Genomic DNA, 16,514 nt, shown 5'->3' with positions numbered 1-16,514 from the left:
AACCCATGACCACCATCCGCATCGAACCCATCACCGCCGAAGCCTTCGCCCCCTTCGGCGACCTGCTGACCCCGCGCGCCACGCCCGACCGCATGATCAACGCGGGCCGCTGCGAACGCCACCATGCGCTTGCCACCGTGGAACGGCATGGGGGCGAGGCGATCATCTCGATCTTCCGCAGCGAAGCCGTCAGCCTGCCCTATGACTGCACGCTGCTGGAACGGCATCCGCTGGGCAGCCAGGCCTTCATGCCGCTGGGGGCGGATGCCTGGCTGTCGGTCGTGGCCCCCGACGACGGCGGCAGGCCCGGCGCGCCCCGCGCCTTCCTGGTGCCCGCGGGCATGGGCGTCAACCTGCGCGCGGGGGTCTGGCACGGCGTGCTGACGCCGCTGGACCGGCCCGCCGATTTCCTGGTGGTGGACCGCGAGGGCGAGGGCGTGAACCTTGAAGAGGTCGCCATCGCCCCTGTAACCATCACCGCATGATTCTGCCCGATTTCAGCTTTGAACTGACCGTCCTGTCGCGTGGCGCCCGCCGCGTGGCGGGCGTGGACGAGGTCGGGCGCGGCCCCCTGGCCGGTCCCGTGACCGCCGCCGCGGTGGTGCTGGACCCCGACAACATCCCCGACGGGCTGAACGATTCCAAGAAACTGACGCCCAGGCGGCGCGAGGCTCTGGCCGAATGGCTGGCCGCCAACTGCGACCACTGCATCATCCATGTCGGCGTCGAGGAGATCGACCGCCTGAACATCTATCACGCCTCGCATCTGGCGATGTGCCTGGCGGTGAAGGGCCTGCGGCAACGGCCCTGTCACGTCCTGGTGGACGGCAACCGCGTTCCCCGCGACCTGTCCTGCCCGGGCGAGGCGATCGTGGGCGGCGACGCGCGCTGCGTGACGATTGCCGCAGCGTCCATCCTGGCCAAGGTGGCGCGTGATCGGCTGATGGTGGATTTGGCGCAACAACATCCCGGCTATGGCTGGGAGGCGAACGCGGGCTATGCCACCCCCGCGCACAGGCAGGCCCTGCTAGATTTGGGCGTGACCCCCTATCATAGGCGTTCGTTCCAGCCGGTCCACAACATCTTGTGTAAAGCCCTAGAGACAAACCCTTGATTCAAAAAACAAATTGACGCCGATTCGGGTCTGAATCATGTTAACGGGATACCAGACCGGCAGAAAGCCGGCGATATCCCCCTGAGGCGAAGATGATAAAGACCAAGGATCAGCGCATGGCAGCCGCGCGACCGCTTCCCGTAAATCAAATCCTGGCAGGCGATTGCATCGAGGTGATGAACGCGCTTCCCGAAGCCAGCGTGGACCTGATCTTTGCCGACCCGCCCTATAACCTGCAATTGCGGGGCGACCTGCACCGGCCGGACAATTCCAAGGTCGATGCGGTGGACGACCATTGGGACCAGTTTTCCAGCTTCGCCAGCTATGACGCCTTTACCCGCGACTGGCTGGCCGCCGCGCACCGCCTGCTGAAGCCCAATGGGGCGATCTGGGTCATCGGCAGCTATCACAACATCTTCCGCGTGGGGGCCGAGATCCAGAACCAGGGCTTCTGGATCATGAACGACGTGATCTGGCGCAAGTCGAACCCGATGCCGAACTTTCGCGGCAAGCGGCTGACCAACGCGCATGAAACGCTGATCTGGGCGGCGAAGTCCGAATCCTCGAAATACACCTTCAACTACGAGGCGCTGAAGTCGCTGAACGAAGGCACGCAGATGCGGTCGGACTGGGTGATCCCGATCTGCAACGGCGGCGAGCGCCTGAAGGACGCGGCGGGCGACAAGGCCCATCCCACCCAGAAGCCCGAGGCGCTGCTGCACCGCGTCATCATCGGCACGACCAATCCCGGCGACGTGGTGCTGGACCCGTTCTTCGGCACCGGCACGACGGGTGCCGTCGCCAAGATGCTGGGCCGCGACTTCATCGGGATCGAGCGCGAGGAAGCCTATCGCGCCGTGGCTGAAAAGCGCATCGGCCGCATCCGCCGCCTGGACGCCGAGGCGCTGGCGACGACGAAGGCCAAGCGCGCGGAACCGCGCATCCCCTTCGGCCAGGTGATCGAACGCGGGATGCTGCGCCCGGGCGAGGAACTCTATTCCATGAACAACCGCCACAAGGCCAAGGTCCGCGCCGACGGGTCGCTGATCGGCAACGACGTGAAGGGATCCATCCACCAGGTCGGCGCGGCCCTGGAAGGGGCGCCAAGCTGCAACGGCTGGACCTATTGGCATTACCGGCGCGAGGGGCGGATGATCCCCATCGACATCCTGCGCCAGCAGATCCGCGCCGAGATGGAGGGTGAGGTGTCCCGCCCGAACTGATATCGACAGTTCGCCAGGTTCCCCCGGCTGCCGCCAAGGTGGAACCCCCTTGCCCCGCCATCCTTGGGTGGCGGGGCTTTTTCATGCGGTCAGACCCAGGGCCGGGCCTGGGCCATCTGCGTTTCGAAGCTGTCGATGCTTGGGGCCTTTTCCATGGTCAGCCCGATGTCGTCCAATCCGTTCAGCAGGCAGTGCTTGCGGAAGGGGTCGATCTCGAAGGCGAAGGACAGGCCGTCGGACGTCGTGACGGTCTGGTTTTCCAGGTCCACCGTCATGCGGGCATTGGCCCCCTTGCGTGCATCCTCCATCAGCGCATCGACGGCGTCCTGGGGCAGCACCACGGGCAGGATGCCGTTCTTGAAGCAGTTGTTGAAGAAGATGTCGGCGAAACTGGTCGAGATGACGCAGCGGATCCCGAAATCCAGCAGCGCCCAGGGCGCGTGTTCGCGCGACGATCCGCAGCCGAAATTGTCGCCCGCCACCAGGATCTGCGCATCGCGGTATGCGGGCTGGTTCAGCACGAAGTCGGGCAGTTCGTTGCCGTCCCGGTCATAGCGCAGCTCGTCGAACAGATTGACCCCAAGGCCCGACCGCTGGATCGTCTTCAGGAACTGCTTGGGGATGATCATGTCGGTGTCGATGTTGACCAGCGGCATGGGCGCCGCGATGCCGGTCAGGGTGGTGAACTTGTCCATGGTGGTTCCTTGGGTGGTTGTATCCGGCCCCCCGTTGCGTCAGAGGCCCGGGGCAGGCGTCATTGCAAGGGGCGGAATGGGATCGTGGTTGGAAGCTGGTTGATCGACTGTGTCAGCGCCCGCTGGACGCCGCAAATCGGGGATCCGACCGCAACCGGATGGCTGACGGTCCTGATCTATGGCTTGGGCACCGTTATGGCCTTCCTGGCCTGGCGCCGCCTGCCCAAGGGGCAGGGCAGGGGCTTCTGGGCCGTGGTGACGCTGATCCTGGCATTCCTTGCGGTGAACAAGCAACTGGATCTGCAATCCGCCGTGACCATGACCGGCAAATGCCTGGCGCGCGCGCAAGGCTGGTATGACCACCGCCGCCTGGTGCAGCTGGCCTTCATCGCCGGGGTGCTGCTGGCCTTGGCGGTGGGCCTTTTGGCCGGGCTTCGCAGCCTGCGGGGGCAGATGCGGCGCAATGCGGTGGCGTTGACCGGACTGGCGGTCCTGTGCGCCTTTGTCGCCATCAGGGCGCTGAGCTTTCATCACGTCGACCGCCTGATCGGCCTTCGCGATCACGGGATCAGCGTGAATTTCCTGCTGGAGAACAGCGGGCTTGCCCTGATCGTCCTGAATGCCGCCGCATTGCTGCGCCATCCCGCGCGCCGCAGCACGGCACGCGCCACGGGGCGGGGCTGAGCGCCCCGCCGCAAACCGGATGAATGTCCCCGCCATCGCGGCCCCTCAGGCCGGCTGGGCCGCGAATTCCCGGATATCGACCAGATGCCCGGCCACGCCCGCCGCCGCCGCCATGGCAGGCGACATCAGGTGCGTGCGGCCCTTGTAGCCCTGGCGGCCCTCAAAATTGCGGTTGCTGGTGGCCGCGCAGCGTTCGCCGGGGGCAAGCTGGTCGGGGTTCATGCCCAGGCACATCGAACAGCCGGCAAGGCGCCACTCGAAACCCGCGTCCTTGAAAATCTGGTCCAGCCCCTCCTCCTCGGCCTGGGCGCGCACAAGGCCCGAACCCGGCACGACCATGCCGCGCACGCCGGGGGCCAGCCTGCGACCGCGCAGCACGTCGGCCGCGGCGCGCAGATCCTCGATCCGGCCGTTGGTGCAGGACCCGATGAAGACCGCGTCGATGGCGATGTCGGTCAGGCGCGTGCCCGGCGTCAAACCCATGTAGTCCAGGGACCGGCGCGCCGCCTCGACCTTGCCGCCGGTGAAATCCTCGGGGGCGGGGACCGTGGCGGTGATGGGCAGCGCGTCTTCGGGGCTGGTGCCCCAGGTGACGGTGGGGGCGATATCCTCGCCGCGCAGGGTGACGACCTTGTCCCAATGCGCGTCGTCGTCGCTGTAAAGCGTCTTCCACCAGTTCACAGCCGCTTCCCATTGCGCGCCTTTCGGCGCATGGGGGCGGCCCTTGACGTAATCGAAAGTCGTCTGGTCGGGCGCGATCAGGCCCGCGCGGGCGCCGCCTTCGATGGCCATGTTGCAGATGGTCATGCGGCCTTCCATCGACAGGGCGCGGATCGCCTCGCCGCAATATTCGATGACATGGCCGGTGCCGCCCGCCGTGCCGGTCTTGCCGATGATCGCCAGCACCACGTCCTTGGCCGTGACGCCGGGGGCAAGGCGGCCCGTCACCTCGACCTTCATGTTCTTCGACTTCTTCTGGATCAGGGTCTGGGTCGCCAGCACATGCTCCACCTCACTGGTGCCGATGCCATGGGCAAGCGCGCCGAAGGCCCCGTGGGTGGCCGTGTGGCTGTCGCCGCAGACCACGGTCATGCCGGGCAGGGTCCAGCCCTGTTCGGGGCCGACGATATGGACGATGCCCTGGCGGATGTCGTTGACCGGGTAATAGACCACGCCGAATTCACGGGCGTTGCGGTCAAGCGCATCGACCTGGATGCGCGATTCCTCGTTGTCGATGCCCTGTTCGCGATCCCAGGTGGTCGGCACGTTGTGGTCGGGCACGGCGATGGTGCGTTCGGGCGCGCGCACGGTCCGGCCCGTCATGCGCAGCCCTTCGAAGGCCTGCGGGCTGGTCACCTCGTGGACCAGGTGGCGGTCGATATACAGAAGGCAGGTGCCGTCGTCCTGGCGGTCCACCACATGGGCGTCCCAGATCTTGTCGTAAAGCGTGCGTGCGGATTCGGTGGTCATGTCGTGTTGGCTTTCGGCTGTGATGCGGTCATGGCAAACGGCTTGGCTGCGGCGGAACCGCAGCCCGTCACAGTCGGGCGGTGACGCGCCGCGTCGCCCCGAAGAACCGCGACGGCAGGCGGGCGCGGTCATGGATGTCGAAATAGATGAACCCGGACATGCGCGATCTTTTATGCCCCTTTCGGCGTTGACGCAATATTCCAGGCGGCGGAGGGGGGATGGAGCCGTTAGGTCCGGACATCGTGGATGCCGCCCAGGGCCTCTGGTCGCGCATCGCCCTGTTCTTCGAGATGATGATCCTGCCCATGCGGTTGTATCAGCTGGCGGCCATCGCCGCGCTGATCCTGCTGTCCTGGCTGGTGGGCCGGGTCGCCTCGGGGCTGTGGGGCGCCTGGCTGCACGATCGCGTCGATTGGCCCAAATGGCGGCTGCGGCTGGGGGTGCTGATCGGGCGCAGGATGGGGCTGATCATCTTCGCGCTGCTGGCCTGGACGGTGGTCATCGTCATGCGGGAAATCACCTGGCCCTCGCGCAGTGCGCTGATCGCGCTGGCGGCTTCCATCGCGACGGCCTGGCTGGTGATCTTCTTCGCGATGCGCCTGGTCGCCAACCGCCTGCTGCGTCGGATCATCAGCTGGATCGCCTGGATCTGGGTCACGCTGTTCCTGCTGGACCTGACCGATCCGGCGGCCCGTTTCCTGGACAGCTTCGCCATCACCATGGACGATCTGCGCCTGTCCGCGCTGACCGTGCTGAAGGCCCTGGTCGTGACGGGGCTTTTGATCGCCGCCGCGCGGGCCTTGTCGCGGATGATCACCGGCCGGCTGGCCCGCAACGAGGACATCTCGCCCACCATGCGGGTGCTGACCGGCAAGCTGTTGCAGGTGGTGCTGTTCAGCCTGGCGGTCGTTGTCGGACTGCGGGCGGTGGGCTTCGATCTGACCGGCCTTGCGGTCTTTTCCGGCGCGGTGGGCGTGGGCCTGGGTTTCGGGCTGCAGAAGGTCGTGTCGAACCTGGTGTCGGGGGTGATCATCCTTCTGGACAAGTCCATCAAGCCCGGCGACGTGATCAGCCTGGGCGACACCTTCGGCTGGATCCAGGAACTGGGCGCCCGCTATGTCAGCGTGGTCACGCGCGACGGCAAGGAATACCTGATCCCGAACGAGGATCTGGTCACCGGGCAGGTGGTGAACTGGTCCCATACCGACAACTTCGTGCGGCTGGACCTGAAGTTCCGGGCCTCCTATGACGACGATCCCCACAAGGTGAGCGCCACGGCCATCGCCGCCGTCAAGACGGTGCCGCGCGTCATGTCGGACCGGCAGGCGGTCTGCTGGGTGACGGGCTTCGGCGACAGCGCAATCGACTATGTCCTGCGCTTCTGGATCGACGATGCCTCCAAGGGGCTGACCAATGTGCGCGGAGAGGTCTATCTGGCGTTGTGGGACGCCTTCAGGGACCAGGGGATCACCCTTCCTTTCCCCCAGCGGGAAGTTCGGCTTGTCAATCCCTCTTTGCGGGTCCAGAGGGTCACACCGCATTCCGATGAAATGGAATCGGACCGGGAACATTGAGATGGGCTGAAAAGTTGCTATCTTTGATCCATCCCCTGCGCCGGGGGCGATCGGCGCGCTGACCGGAGGATTTAACCCTGTCACAAGACGTCTCGCCGGCCACGGGGCCGGCTGCGACCCCCGCGCCGCAGGATTTGACCAGCGACCAGATCCTTGCCCGCATCCTGTCCTCGCTTGACGACGACAAGGCCGAGGACATCGTCACGATCGACCTGCGCGGACGATCGGCCATGGCGGATCACATGGTGATCGCATCGGGCCGCAGTTCCCGCCAGGTGGGTGCCATCGCCGAAAAGCTGGCCGACCGCATGAAGCAGTTGACCGGCCGAACCCCCCGGATCGAGGGCAAGGACACCGGCGACTGGGTGCTGATCGACACCGACGACGTGATCGTCCATGTCTTCCGCCCCGAGGTGCGAGAGTTCTATCAGCTTGAAAAGATGTGGATGCCGGCCGACGCGCTGAGCCGCGTCCGCGATCAGGCCCGCCCGGCGCACTGACCGGCGGACCGGATGCGCATCGACATCGTCGCGGTCGGGCGGCTGCGCAAGGGCCCCGAGGCCGCGATGGTGGCGGACTATCTGGACCGTTTCGCCAAGACCGGGCGCAGCCTGGGCCTTCCGCCCGTCACCATCCACGAGATCGAGGACAAGCGCGGCGGCGGCATGGCCGCCGAGGCCGAACTGCTGTCACGGGCGATCCCCCAAGGCGCGGCCCTGGTGATGATGGACGAACGTGGCGACCAGCCGACCTCGCCCGAGTTCGCCGGACGGCTGGCCGATTGGCGGGACCGGGCGCGCGATCTCTGCTTCGTGATCGGCGGTGCGGACGGGCTGGACCCGGCGCTGCGGGCGCGGGCCGACTGGCAGATCAGCCTCGGCCGCATGGTTTGGCCGCATATGCTGGTGCGGGTGATGCTGGCCGAACAGCTTTACCGCGCCGCGACCATCCTGGCGGGATCACCCTACCACCGTGCGTGAACAGGCCGGCGCGGGATGAAGGTGAATGCGCGTTTTCACTTTGGCTCAAATATCCCGGGGGTCCGGGGGCTGGCCCCCGGCCTTCCGGTTGCCGCAACCGCCGCGCCAGCGTAACAAGGCGCAAATCATCCGAGGGGCGATATGACGAAACCTGTGGTCCTGTGCATCCTTGACGGCTGGGGCATTTCCGACCGGCCGGAACAAAGCGCGCCGGATCAGGCCGCGACCCCGAATTTCGACCGGCTGATGCGCGACTGCCCCCATGCGACGCTGACGACCTTCGGTCCCGACGTGGGCCTGCCGCGCGGCCAGATGGGCAATTCCGAGGTGGGCCACACCAATATCGGCGCGGGCCGCGTGGTTGCCATGGACCTGGGCCAGATCGACCTTGCGATCGAGGATGGCAGCTTCGTCGGCAACGACGCCCTGGTGCGATTCGTCGAACGGCTGAGGGCGACGGGCGGGACCGCGCATCTGATGGGCGTCGTGTCCGATGGCGGCGTGCACGGCCATGTGGTCCATGTCCAGGCCGCCGTCCGCGCCATCGCCGAGGCGGGCGTGCCCGTCGTCCTGCACGCCATCACCGATGGGCGCGACGTGCCCCCGCAATCGGCCATGGGCTTCATCACCGAGGTGCAGGGCTCGCTGCCCGAAGGGGCGCGGATCGGCACCGTCATCGGCCGCTATTACGCGATGGACCGCGATAACCGCTGGGAACGGATCGAACGCGCCTATCGCGCCATCGTGGCCGGGCAGGGCGAACCCGCGCTGTCGGCCGACCTGGCGGTGACCGCCGCCTATGCGCGCGCCGAGACGGACGAATTCATCCAGCCCTTCATCATCGACGGCTATAACGGCGCGATGGACGGGGACGGGTTCTTCTGCCTGAATTTCCGGGCCGACCGCGCGCGGGAAATCCTGACGGCACTTGCCGATCCGACTTTCGACCATTTCGACACTGGCGACCGCCCGGAATGGGCTGCGCTTCTGGGCATGGTCGATTACAGCACCCGTCACGACGAATTCATGACCACCGCCTATCCCAAGCGGCAGGTGGTCAACACGCTGGGCGCCTGGGTCGCCGCCAAGGGCCTGCGCCAGTTCCGCCTGGCCGAGACCGAGAAATACCCCCATGTCACCTTCTTCCTGAACGGAGGCAAGGAAACGCCCGAACCGGGCGAGGACCGCTTCATGCCCGCCAGCCCCAAGGTCGCGACCTATGACCTGGCGCCCGAGATGGCGGCGGACCAGGTGGCCGACAAGCTGGTAGAGGTGATCGGCGCGGGATACGACCTGATCGTGGTGAACTTCGCCAATCCCGACATGGTGGGCCATACCGGCAGCCTTGCCGCCGCCACCCTGGCCTGCGAGGCCGTGGACCGGGGCCTGGGCCGGATGCTGGATGCCCTGGACCGCGTCGGCGGAGCGGCGGTAATCTGCGCCGACCACGGCAATTGCGAAACGATGATCGACCCCGCGACCGGTGGGCCGCATACCGCCCATACCACCAACCCCGTGCCGGTGATCGTCCACAATGGCCCGGCAGGCGCCCGGCTGCGCCACGGCCGCCTGGCCGATCTGGCGCCCACGGTCCTGCATCTGATGGGCTTGGACAAACCCGCTGAAATGACCGGCGAAAGCCTGATCGTGACCTCATGAAGCCGTTTCTTCCCCTGATCCTTGCCGCGCTGATCGCGGCCGCGCCGCCGTTGTCGGCCCAGGAAACCCAGCCTTCGGTCACGGCGGCCGTGACCGAGGCCGAGGACGCCGCAGCCCAGTTGCGCGCGGCGGTTGAGAAACTGGCTGATGCGGTGTCCGCTGACGATCAGGTCGTGGCGCTGACCGAGGTGATCCGCGGCTATGAACAGGGGCTTGCCGCCCTGCGCGACGGCTTGCGGCAGGCAAGCGCCCGAGAGGCCGATCTTCGCGCCCGGTTCGAGGCGCAGCGCGGACGCCTGGCCTCGGTCCTGGGGGCGATGACGGCGCTGCAGCAGGCGCCCGAAACCACCATGCTGCTGCATCCGGCAGGCGCGCTTGCCAATGCCCGCTCAGGCATGGTCCTGAGCGACGTCACCCCCGGCCTGCGGACCGAAGCCGAACGGCTGCAGGACGACCTGGCCGAGATCGCCACCGTGCGCGACCTGCAGGCCGGCGCGGCGCAGATGCTCGGTACGGGCCTGGCTTCGGTCCAGGAAGCGCGCAGGCTGCTGGCAAGCGCCGTCACCGACCGGTCCAGCCTGCCGGTCCGCTATGCCGATGCGCCCGCGGAACTGCAGAAGCTGCGCGATGCGGCGCAGTCGCTGGACGAATTCGCGGCAGGCGTTTCCCGGCTGCAACTGGATGTCGGCCCGCCGATGGAGGATTTCGAGGGCGCCCAGGGCACCCTGCCGCTGCCGGTGGTGGGCACCATCCTGCGCCTTTACGGCCAGCCTGATGCCGCGGGCGTCGAACGTCCCGGCTGGGTGATCGCCACGCCCCCGGCCGCCCTGGTCACGACGCCCTGGGCCGCCACGATCCGGTATCGCGGCCCGCTTCTGGATTACGGCAATGTGATGATCATAGAGCCCGCGCGCGGTTATCTTCTGGTCTTCGCAGGCATGTCGCAGGTGTTCGGGGAAGTGGGCGACGTTCTGCAGGCGGGCGATCCGATCGGCCTGATGGGCGGGACCGAGGCATCGGCGCAGGAATTCGGCGCGCAATTCGTGGCCGATGCCGCCATCGGCGGCAATGCAGGGCGAACCGAGTCCCTGTATCTTGAATTGCGCAAGGGACAGGAAACTCTGGACCCGGCGGAATGGTTCGTGCTGAATCCCGTCGTGGAGCCTGAACAGGATTGAAGGCAGGAAAGGCCGTCATGAAACATTATCTGATCGCAGGCGTGGGTGGCGTTCTGGCCGGTGCGCTTCTGACTACGCAGATCGCCGGGCCGCTGGTGGCGCAGGAAACCGGTTCCAACGCCTCGATCTATGAACAGCTTGAACTGTTCGGCAACGTGTTCGAACGCGTCCGCGCCGACTATGTCGAGGCGCCCGACGACAAGGAACTGATCGAGGCCGCGATCAACGGGATGCTGACCTCGCTGGATCCGCATTCGTCCTTCCTGTCGGCCAACGACTACGAGGACATGCAGACCCAGACCCGCGGCAGCTTCGGCGGCCTGGGGATCGAGGTCAGTCAGGAGGAGGGCCTGGTCAAGGTCGTATCCCCCATCGACGACACGCCCGCCGCGCAGGCCGGGGTCAAGTCGGGCGATTTCATCACCCATGTGAACGGCGAATCGCTGATGGGCCTGACGCTGGACCAGGCGGTGGACATGATGCGCGGCCCCATCGGGTCCGAGATCACCGTGACCATCCTGCGCGAGGGCGAGACCGAGCCCTTCGACCTGACCATGACCCGCGACACGATCAAGCTGACCGTGGTCAAGACCCGGATCGAGGGCAAGTCGGTCGTGCTGCGCGTGTCCACCTTCAACGACGAAACCTATGACACGCTGAAAGCCGAACTGGACAAGGCCGTGGCCGAGGCCGGCGGCATCGACAAGGTGACGGGCTTCGTGCTGGATCTGCGCAACAACCCCGGCGGCCTGCTGAACCAGGCGATCAGCGTGTCCGACGCCTTCCTGGATTCGGGCGAAATCGTCAGCACCCGTGGCCGCAACCCCGAGGAAAGCGAACGCTGGAACGCGGAAGCCGGCGATCTTGCGCAAGGCAAGCCGATGGTCGTGCTGACCAATGGCGGTTCGGCCAGTGCATCGGAAATCGTCGCGGGCGCGTTGCAGGATCACCGCCGCGCCATCGTCGTGGGTGAAAAGACCTTCGGCAAGGGATCGGTTCAGACGGTGATGCCGGTGACCGCCGACAGCGCCATCCGCCTGACGACGGCGCGGTATTACACGCCGTCGGGACGGTCGATCCAGTCGCTGGGCATCCAGCCCGACATCCTGGTGGCACAGCCCGCCCGCCCGCCCGCCTCCGAGGACGAGGAGGAAGGCCCCCGCAGCCAGTCGAACTTCGGCCGGTCCGAGGCCGACCTGCGCGGCGCGCTGAACAACGATTCGGTCAGCGACGACGAAAAGAAGCAGATCGAGAACGAGGCGGCCGAAGTCGAGGCCACCGCCAAGCTGCGCGAGGAAGATTACCAGTTGGCCTATGCGGTCGATATCCTCAAGGGCCTGGCGGCGGTCGATTTCCGCGCCGACCAGGTGCCGACCGCCGCCACCCCCGCCGTCACGGGCGAGGGGTCGGGGACCGAGGGAACCGGGGCGGCCAAGACGAATGGCTGATGGGGAACGGACGGGGCCGGGGGGACTTCCCTATCGGCCCTGCGCGGGGGTCGTTCTGATGAACGCCGAAGGCCTGGTCTTCGCGGGTCAGCGTATCGACATGCCCGGCGCCTGGCAGATGCCCCAGGGCGGTATCGACGAGGGCGAGGATCCCCGGCAGGCCGCCCTGCGCGAGTTGGTCGAGGAAACCGGCGTATCCCCCGACATGGTCGAGGTGCTGGCCGAAACCCCCGGATGGGTTCATTACGACCTGCCGCCCGAGCTTCTGGGCAAGGTCTGGAAGGGCCGATACGGCGGGCAAAGCCAGAAATGGGTGCTGATGCGGTTCAAGGGCGACGACGCCGATATCCGCATCGCCACCGACCATCCCGAGTTCCAGGAATGGCGCTGGATGCCCGCTGCGGCGCTGCTGGAAAACATCGTGCCTTTCAAGCGCGGGGTGTACGAGGAGGTTCTGGCGGCGTTCAAAGGCTGGCTGCGGTAGGGGCGCGGCAGGGGGCTGGGAAAAACCGGCCTGGTCGCTTCGGTGCCAATCGCCAGCCCTTGGACTTCGGGATCGGCAAGACCTGCTCGTGACCTGTTCAAGGCCACGAGCCAAGCCGGCCGAAGGATCGGCATTCAGAACTTCCAGGATGCCCGGACGTTGGCGCTCCAGGCGTCGGCATCAATGCCGGAGCCGCCGATATTGGAAAAGTTATGCTCGAGCAGTTCCAGGCTGACATTGGCCTGAGGGGTGACGGCATAGGCCGCGCCAAGGCCGTAGAAACCGCCCCAGTCATCGCCGAGGCCATCCACATTCACCTTTGCGGTACCTGCGGCAAGATAGACCAACGTCCGCCCGAGATCGTAACCAGCGGTCGCCTTCAAGCGCATCACTCGGTCCACGGAGATGGCGCCGGGAACAAGATCGATATCCGTCCAGTCATGCTCGAATTCGCCGCCGAGAACCCATTGACCGGCATCGAACCTGTAGCCGGCATGGATGCCGTAGGCGGTGTCGTTTTCCTTGATGCCGGCGACATCGGTATCCACCTCGAGACTGCCGATCCCGGCACCCGCGTAGAACCCTGACCAGTCGTCGGCAAATGCCGAAGTCATCGAAAGCGCCAGAAACGCCGCGCCCGTCGCAAGATGCTGTCTCACTGTTCCCTCCACGTTAACGTTGATTCGAGCGAAACGCCGCTTTCGCGGATGTATCGGGCGATGCGCGCGTCGGCCCTTAGTGTATCAACTTTCCGCGTCGGGATTTTCTGACGATCATGTGAACGAGGCTTTGGACACCGGCGCCAAATGCCGATGCCAAGGTCGCAGAAGCAGTCGTTTCGGTTTGGCCCATCAAAGCGAAAGGGCGCCCTTTCGGACGCCCCCTTCGCTTATCGCCGCAACTGGCCCAGCAGGATCGAGGTCGGATAACCGTCGGGCGTCACGCCGATGGACCGCTGATAGGCCGCGACCGATTCCATCGTGGCGGACCCGAACAGCCCGTCGATCTCGCCTTGGTAGAAGCCTTTGGCGCGCAGGCGCTGCTGGATTTCCTGCCGTTCCGACGTGGACAGCGGGCGGTCGTTGCGGGGCCAGGATCCCTGGATGCCCGGACGGCCCGCGATGCGTTCGCCCAGGAAGGCCACGCCAAGCGCATAGTTGTCCGAGTTGTTATAGCGCAGGATCGACCGGAAATTGTCGAGGATCAGGAAGGCCGGGCCGTTCGCCCCCGCCGGCATGATGATGGATCCGTTGCCGCTGGGCAGCGCGCCCCCGCCGATCCGGCGCACGCCCTGCGCGGCCCAGTCCGACCGCCGCGTGCCCTTGCCCACCAGGCCCATGTTGAAGCCCGGCGGCAGCTGCACCTCGGCCCCCCAGGCCTGGCCCGGCACCCAGCCGTTCCGGCGCAGGTAGTTCGCGGTCGAGGCCAGCGAGTCGGTCGGATCCTCGGACCAGATGTCGCGGCGGCCGTCGCCGGTGAAATCGACCGCATAGTCCAGATAGGACGTGGGCATGAACTGGGTATGGCCCATCGCGCCCGCCCAGCTTCCCAGCATGTGTTCGGGATCGGTGTCGCCTGCCTGCAGGATGCGCAGCGCGGCGATCAGCTGGTTCTGGAACATCTCGCCCCGGCGGCCGTCATAGGCCAGCGTCGCCAGCGACGGGATGATCTGCATCTTGCCGCGATTGGCGCCAAAATTCGATTCCATCCCCCAGACGGCCAGCACGATTTCGCGCGGCACGCCGTAGCGGGCCTCGATCTGGGACAGGGTGCCCGACAGTTGCGCGGCCTTCTGGCGGCCGGTGGTGACCCGCACGTCCGACACGGCGCTGTCCAGATACAGCCAGACGGGACGGCTGAATTCGGCCTGCTTGCGGTCCAGCCGGATCACCTCGGGGTTATAGCGCGCGATCCGCATGGCGCGGTCATAGGTGGCGGGCGACACGCCCGAAGCCACGGCGCGCGACCGGAAGGACTGCACGAAACGCTGCAGACCCGCCTCGTCGCCGGGGGATGCGGCGGGGATCGGCGCGGGTGTGACCGGGGCGCTGCCGGACATGTTGCCGGGCGCGCGGTTCATCGGGCCTGCGCAGGATGCCAGGGCACCCACCAGGGCGGTGGTCAGGAAGATGCGGGAAAATGTCATTGGGGATCGCCTGTCGTGACTGCTGCTTTTGTTGTTGGGGGGCAGTCTAGCGAATACACTTTCGGTTGAATAGGGCCGCTGCGCCGATCAGTGCAGCGTCTCGCCGTCGTCGGACGCCCGTTCGCCTTTGAAGAAGGGCTGCATCTGGGCGATGATGACCGAGTTCTCGTCCAGGGCGCGCTTCATCAGGGCGCGTTCCTCCTCGTCGATCTCGTGGCCCTCGGCCAGGCGTTCCTCCAGCGTGCCGTATCCGGTCACGTCCAGCGGCGAAAGATCCGCCTGCTTCAGGATCGCCACGGTTTCGCGCACCGCCTCGGCCTCGTCCCGGCCGGCGGAATAGCAGATCAGCGCGGCCCCGGTGGAACCCTCGGGCAGGCCGTCGTCCTTGGTCCGGCCCACCTCGACCAGAAGGGTATAGACATTCATGGGCTGGGCCTCCTTGCTGCGTTGCCTTGGAACATCATGACTAACGCGCGGGCGCAAGGCGATGGCCTGTCTTTTCGCGCGCCCTTGCCGCCGCTAGGGTGGCGCGCAACAAAAAGGGGGGACAGGAATGAGCAAGAGCCTGGCACGGGTTCGCACGGCCCTGGACAGGGCAGGCCTGGCCGTCGAGATCCTTGAAATGGAGGACAGCACCCGCACCGCCGAGGAAGCCGCGCGGGCGGCGGGTTGCGCGGTCGACCAGATCGCCAAGTCGATCATCTTCCGGGGCGAGGATACGGGCCATGTCGTGTTGTTCCTGACCGCCGGGTGCAACCGCGTCGATCCGGCCAAGGCGACTAGGGTGGCGGGGCAACCCCTGGGCAAGGCCGATGCCGCCCTGATCCGCGAGGAAACGGGCTTCGCCATCGGCGGCGTGGCGCCTGTCGGGCATCTGAAGCCCGTCACCGCCTTCTTCGACCCGCGCCTTCTGGATTTCAATGTCGTCTGGGCGGCCGCAGGCACCCCCCGCCACATCTTCGCCATCCCGCCCGCCCGGCTTCTGGATCTGACCGGGGCAGGGCTGGCGGATTTCACCGGCTGACCAGAAGCCTGTCCAGCAGCGGACTGTCGGCCCGTTCCAACCCTTCGATCACGTCAAAATGGTGCAGGCCCGGGTCGATCACGCAATCGGTGGGGGCGCCGAGGCCCGCCCAGATGTCGGCCAGCAGGCGGGCCTGGCGGATGAACTCGGGCCGTTCCATTCCGCCGACCCAGGTGGTCACCGGGATGCCCTGGCGCGGGGCCAGCAGGGCCGGGCTTTCGGCTGCGGCCTCGGCTGCGTCCAGCCGCAGCGTCTCGTTCATCTCGGTCCGCATCAGCGGGCGCAGGTCGGTCAGCGGGGAAATGGGAACGCAGGCCGTGACCCGCGCCGCCACCGCATCGGGCAGCGTGGTGTCGTCGCAGATCATCCGTGCCGCCAGATGCCCGCCCGCCGAATGGCCCGTCAGCGCGATGGGGCCGCCGATTGCGCCTGCGGCCTCGGTCACCGTCGTTGCCACCTCGCGCGTCATCTGCGCGATTCGCGCCTGGGGGGCCAGGGTATAGGCAGGCATCGCCACCGCCCAGCCGCGCGCCAGGGCGCCCGCCGCCAGATGCGACCACATGCCGGGGTCGAACCGCATCCAGTATCCGCCGTGGATGAAGACCATCAGCCCGTTCGGCCTGCCGCCGGGATGAAACAGATGCCCGCGTCCCAGCGACTTGGGTGGGTGGGCTTCCCTGAACGCTGCCGCGGCGGACTGCCAGCGGGGCACGAAGCCTTCGGCCTGCGGGATATGGGCGCCGTTGGCATAGGCGTCGTCCCAGTCTGTGACGTGATAGATCATGCTGCCCTCTCTTTCCGGCAGAAAAGGCTGCTGCTAGCTTGCGGTCAAGAT

General features: G+C 66.7%; 18 protein-coding genes. 12 read left to right on the top strand and 6 right to left on the bottom strand.

The window, feature by feature from the left end; genetic code table 11:
- The first annotated feature begins 5 nt into the window (after positions 1-5).
- The 3 genes from CK944_RS04415 to CK944_RS04405 all read left to right on the top strand — a co-directional run bounded on the left by CK944_RS04415 (position 6) and on the right by CK944_RS04405 (position 2,337).
- Positions 6-485: an ureidoglycolate lyase gene (locus CK944_RS04415; RefSeq protein ID WP_103171830.1), complete on the top strand. Its 480-nt coding sequence runs from the start codon at positions 6-8 to the stop codon at positions 483-485.
- The gene (locus CK944_RS04410; RefSeq protein WP_103171829.1) at positions 482-1,114 is read left to right on the top strand and encodes a ribonuclease HII; all 633 of its coding nucleotides are present in this window, start codon (positions 482-484) and stop codon (positions 1,112-1,114) included. Before CK944_RS04415 ends, CK944_RS04410 begins: the two co-directional genes overlap by 4 nt.
- Before the next feature lie 92 nt (positions 1,115-1,206).
- The gene (locus CK944_RS04405) at positions 1,207-2,337 is read left to right on the top strand and encodes a site-specific DNA-methyltransferase (RefSeq protein ID WP_192877725.1); all 1,131 of its coding nucleotides are present in this window, start codon (positions 1,207-1,209) and stop codon (positions 2,335-2,337) included.
- An 89-nt stretch (positions 2,338-2,426) separates the two neighbouring features.
- Here CK944_RS04405 and leuD read toward each other — a convergent pair whose 3' ends face one another.
- Positions 2,427-3,032 carry a 3-isopropylmalate dehydratase small subunit gene (gene leuD, locus CK944_RS04400; protein WP_103171828.1) on the bottom strand — a complete coding sequence of 202 codons (606 nt, stop codon included), beginning with the start codon at positions 3,030-3,032 and terminating at the stop codon, positions 2,427-2,429.
- Between the two features lie 99 nt (positions 3,033-3,131).
- On the opposite strand from leuD, the gene CK944_RS04395 reads away from it, so the two are divergent.
- The gene (locus CK944_RS04395; RefSeq protein ID WP_239985953.1) at positions 3,132-3,716 is read left to right on the top strand and encodes a hypothetical protein; all 585 of its coding nucleotides are present in this window, start codon (positions 3,132-3,134) and stop codon (positions 3,714-3,716) included.
- A 45-nt stretch (positions 3,717-3,761) separates the two neighbouring features.
- Here CK944_RS04395 and leuC read toward each other — a convergent pair whose 3' ends face one another.
- Positions 3,762-5,186 carry a 3-isopropylmalate dehydratase large subunit gene (gene leuC, locus CK944_RS04390; protein ID WP_103171827.1) on the bottom strand — a complete coding sequence of 475 codons (1,425 nt, stop codon included), beginning with the start codon at positions 5,184-5,186 and terminating at the stop codon, positions 3,762-3,764.
- A gap of 218 nt (positions 5,187-5,404) precedes the next feature.
- On the opposite strand from leuC, the gene CK944_RS04385 reads away from it, so the two are divergent.
- The 7 genes from CK944_RS04385 to CK944_RS04355 all read left to right on the top strand — a co-directional run bounded on the left by CK944_RS04385 (position 5,405) and on the right by CK944_RS04355 (position 12,509).
- On the top strand, positions 5,405-6,760 hold the full coding sequence (locus tag CK944_RS04385; protein ID WP_103171826.1) for a mechanosensitive ion channel family protein: 1,356 nt from the start codon (positions 5,405-5,407) through the stop codon (positions 6,758-6,760).
- Positions 6,761-6,894: 134 nt separating this feature from the next.
- The gene (gene rsfS, locus CK944_RS04380; RefSeq protein ID WP_103171825.1) at positions 6,895-7,260 is read left to right on the top strand and encodes a ribosome silencing factor; all 366 of its coding nucleotides are present in this window, start codon (positions 6,895-6,897) and stop codon (positions 7,258-7,260) included.
- A 12-nt stretch (positions 7,261-7,272) separates the two neighbouring features.
- Positions 7,273-7,740, top strand: a complete 468-nt coding sequence (gene rlmH, locus CK944_RS04375; RefSeq protein WP_103171824.1) for a 23S rRNA (pseudouridine(1915)-N(3))-methyltransferase RlmH — start codon at positions 7,273-7,275, stop codon at positions 7,738-7,740.
- A gap of 141 nt (positions 7,741-7,881) precedes the next feature.
- Positions 7,882-9,399 (top strand): 2,3-bisphosphoglycerate-independent phosphoglycerate mutase, encoded by a 1,518-nt coding sequence (gene gpmI, locus CK944_RS04370; protein ID WP_103171823.1) that lies wholly within the window; start codon positions 7,882-7,884, stop codon positions 9,397-9,399.
- A complete protein-coding gene (locus CK944_RS04365) occupies positions 9,396-10,577 on the top strand; it encodes a murein hydrolase activator EnvC (RefSeq protein ID WP_103171822.1) in 1,182 nt (393 codons plus the stop codon). The genes gpmI and CK944_RS04365 overlap by 4 nt, the downstream gene beginning before the upstream one ends.
- A gap of 17 nt (positions 10,578-10,594) precedes the next feature.
- Positions 10,595-12,025 (top strand): S41 family peptidase, encoded by a 1,431-nt coding sequence (locus CK944_RS04360; protein WP_103171821.1) that lies wholly within the window; start codon positions 10,595-10,597, stop codon positions 12,023-12,025.
- Entirely contained in the window at positions 12,018-12,509 is a 492-nt protein-coding gene (locus CK944_RS04355) for an RNA pyrophosphohydrolase (RefSeq protein ID WP_103171820.1), read from the top strand. The genes CK944_RS04360 and CK944_RS04355 overlap by 8 nt, the downstream gene beginning before the upstream one ends.
- Positions 12,510-12,643: 134 nt before the next feature.
- Here the strand turns inward: CK944_RS04355 and CK944_RS04350 are convergent, their stop codons facing one another.
- From CK944_RS04350 to CK944_RS04340, 3 genes are all read right to left on the bottom strand, one after another.
- The gene (locus tag CK944_RS04350) at positions 12,644-13,168 is read right to left on the bottom strand and encodes an outer membrane protein (protein WP_103171819.1); all 525 of its coding nucleotides are present in this window, start codon (positions 13,166-13,168) and stop codon (positions 12,644-12,646) included.
- A gap of 230 nt (positions 13,169-13,398) precedes the next feature.
- The gene (locus CK944_RS04345) at positions 13,399-14,655 is read right to left on the bottom strand and encodes a lytic murein transglycosylase (protein ID WP_103171818.1); all 1,257 of its coding nucleotides are present in this window, start codon (positions 14,653-14,655) and stop codon (positions 13,399-13,401) included.
- A gap of 87 nt (positions 14,656-14,742) precedes the next feature.
- Positions 14,743-15,081, bottom strand: a complete 339-nt coding sequence (locus CK944_RS04340) for a hypothetical protein (RefSeq protein ID WP_103171817.1) — start codon at positions 15,079-15,081, stop codon at positions 14,743-14,745.
- A gap of 127 nt (positions 15,082-15,208) precedes the next feature.
- On the opposite strand from CK944_RS04340, the gene CK944_RS04335 reads away from it, so the two are divergent.
- On the top strand, positions 15,209-15,679 hold the full coding sequence (locus tag CK944_RS04335) for a YbaK/EbsC family protein (protein WP_103171816.1): 471 nt from the start codon (positions 15,209-15,211) through the stop codon (positions 15,677-15,679).
- Here CK944_RS04335 and CK944_RS04330 read toward each other — a convergent pair.
- A complete protein-coding gene (locus CK944_RS04330) occupies positions 15,669-16,463 on the bottom strand; it encodes an alpha/beta hydrolase (RefSeq protein ID WP_103171815.1) in 795 nt (264 codons plus the stop codon). The two genes, CK944_RS04335 and CK944_RS04330, sit on opposite strands and share 11 nt — an antisense overlap.
- Positions 16,464-16,514 lie beyond the last annotated feature (51 nt).

This window comes from Paracoccus sp. SY, assembly GCF_002901215.1.
Classification (GTDB): Bacteria; Pseudomonadota; Alphaproteobacteria; order Rhodobacterales; family Rhodobacteraceae; genus Paracoccus; species Paracoccus acridae.
This window is presented reverse-complemented; position numbering and strand designations above follow the sequence as displayed.

What these genes read in the sequence shown, in the direction of transcription:
- CK944_RS04410 (WP_103171829.1), top strand. Translation starts at nt 482, where the DNA reads ATGATTCTGCCCGATTTCAGCTTTGAACTGACCGTCCTGTCGCGTGGC.
- CK944_RS04340 (WP_103171817.1), bottom strand. Translation starts at nt 15,081, where the DNA reads ATGAATGTCTATACCCTTCTGGTCGAGGTGGGCCGGACCAAGGACGAC.
- gpmI (WP_103171823.1), top strand. Translation starts at nt 7,882, where the DNA reads ATGACGAAACCTGTGGTCCTGTGCATCCTTGACGGCTGGGGCATTTCC.
- CK944_RS04405 (WP_192877725.1), top strand. Translation starts at nt 1,207, where the DNA reads ATGATAAAGACCAAGGATCAGCGCATGGCAGCCGCGCGACCGCTTCCC.
- CK944_RS04365 (WP_103171822.1), top strand. Translation starts at nt 9,396, where the DNA reads ATGAAGCCGTTTCTTCCCCTGATCCTTGCCGCGCTGATCGCGGCCGCG.
- CK944_RS04330 (WP_103171815.1), bottom strand. Translation starts at nt 16,463, where the DNA reads ATGATCTATCACGTCACAGACTGGGACGACGCCTATGCCAACGGCGCC.
- CK944_RS04355 (WP_103171820.1), top strand. Translation starts at nt 12,018, where the DNA reads ATGGCTGATGGGGAACGGACGGGGCCGGGGGGACTTCCCTATCGGCCC.
- leuD (WP_103171828.1), bottom strand. Translation starts at nt 3,032, where the DNA reads ATGGACAAGTTCACCACCCTGACCGGCATCGCGGCGCCCATGCCGCTG.
- leuC (WP_103171827.1), bottom strand. Translation starts at nt 5,186, where the DNA reads ATGACCACCGAATCCGCACGCACGCTTTACGACAAGATCTGGGACGCC.
- CK944_RS04385 (WP_103171826.1), top strand. Translation starts at nt 5,405, where the DNA reads ATGGAGCCGTTAGGTCCGGACATCGTGGATGCCGCCCAGGGCCTCTGG.
- CK944_RS04415 (WP_103171830.1), top strand. Translation starts at nt 6, where the DNA reads ATGACCACCATCCGCATCGAACCCATCACCGCCGAAGCCTTCGCCCCC.
- CK944_RS04345 (WP_103171818.1), bottom strand. Translation starts at nt 14,655, where the DNA reads ATGACATTTTCCCGCATCTTCCTGACCACCGCCCTGGTGGGTGCCCTG.
- rlmH (WP_103171824.1), top strand. Translation starts at nt 7,273, where the DNA reads ATGCGCATCGACATCGTCGCGGTCGGGCGGCTGCGCAAGGGCCCCGAG.
- CK944_RS04335 (WP_103171816.1), top strand. Translation starts at nt 15,209, where the DNA reads ATGAGCAAGAGCCTGGCACGGGTTCGCACGGCCCTGGACAGGGCAGGC.
- CK944_RS04360 (WP_103171821.1), top strand. Translation starts at nt 10,595, where the DNA reads ATGAAACATTATCTGATCGCAGGCGTGGGTGGCGTTCTGGCCGGTGCG.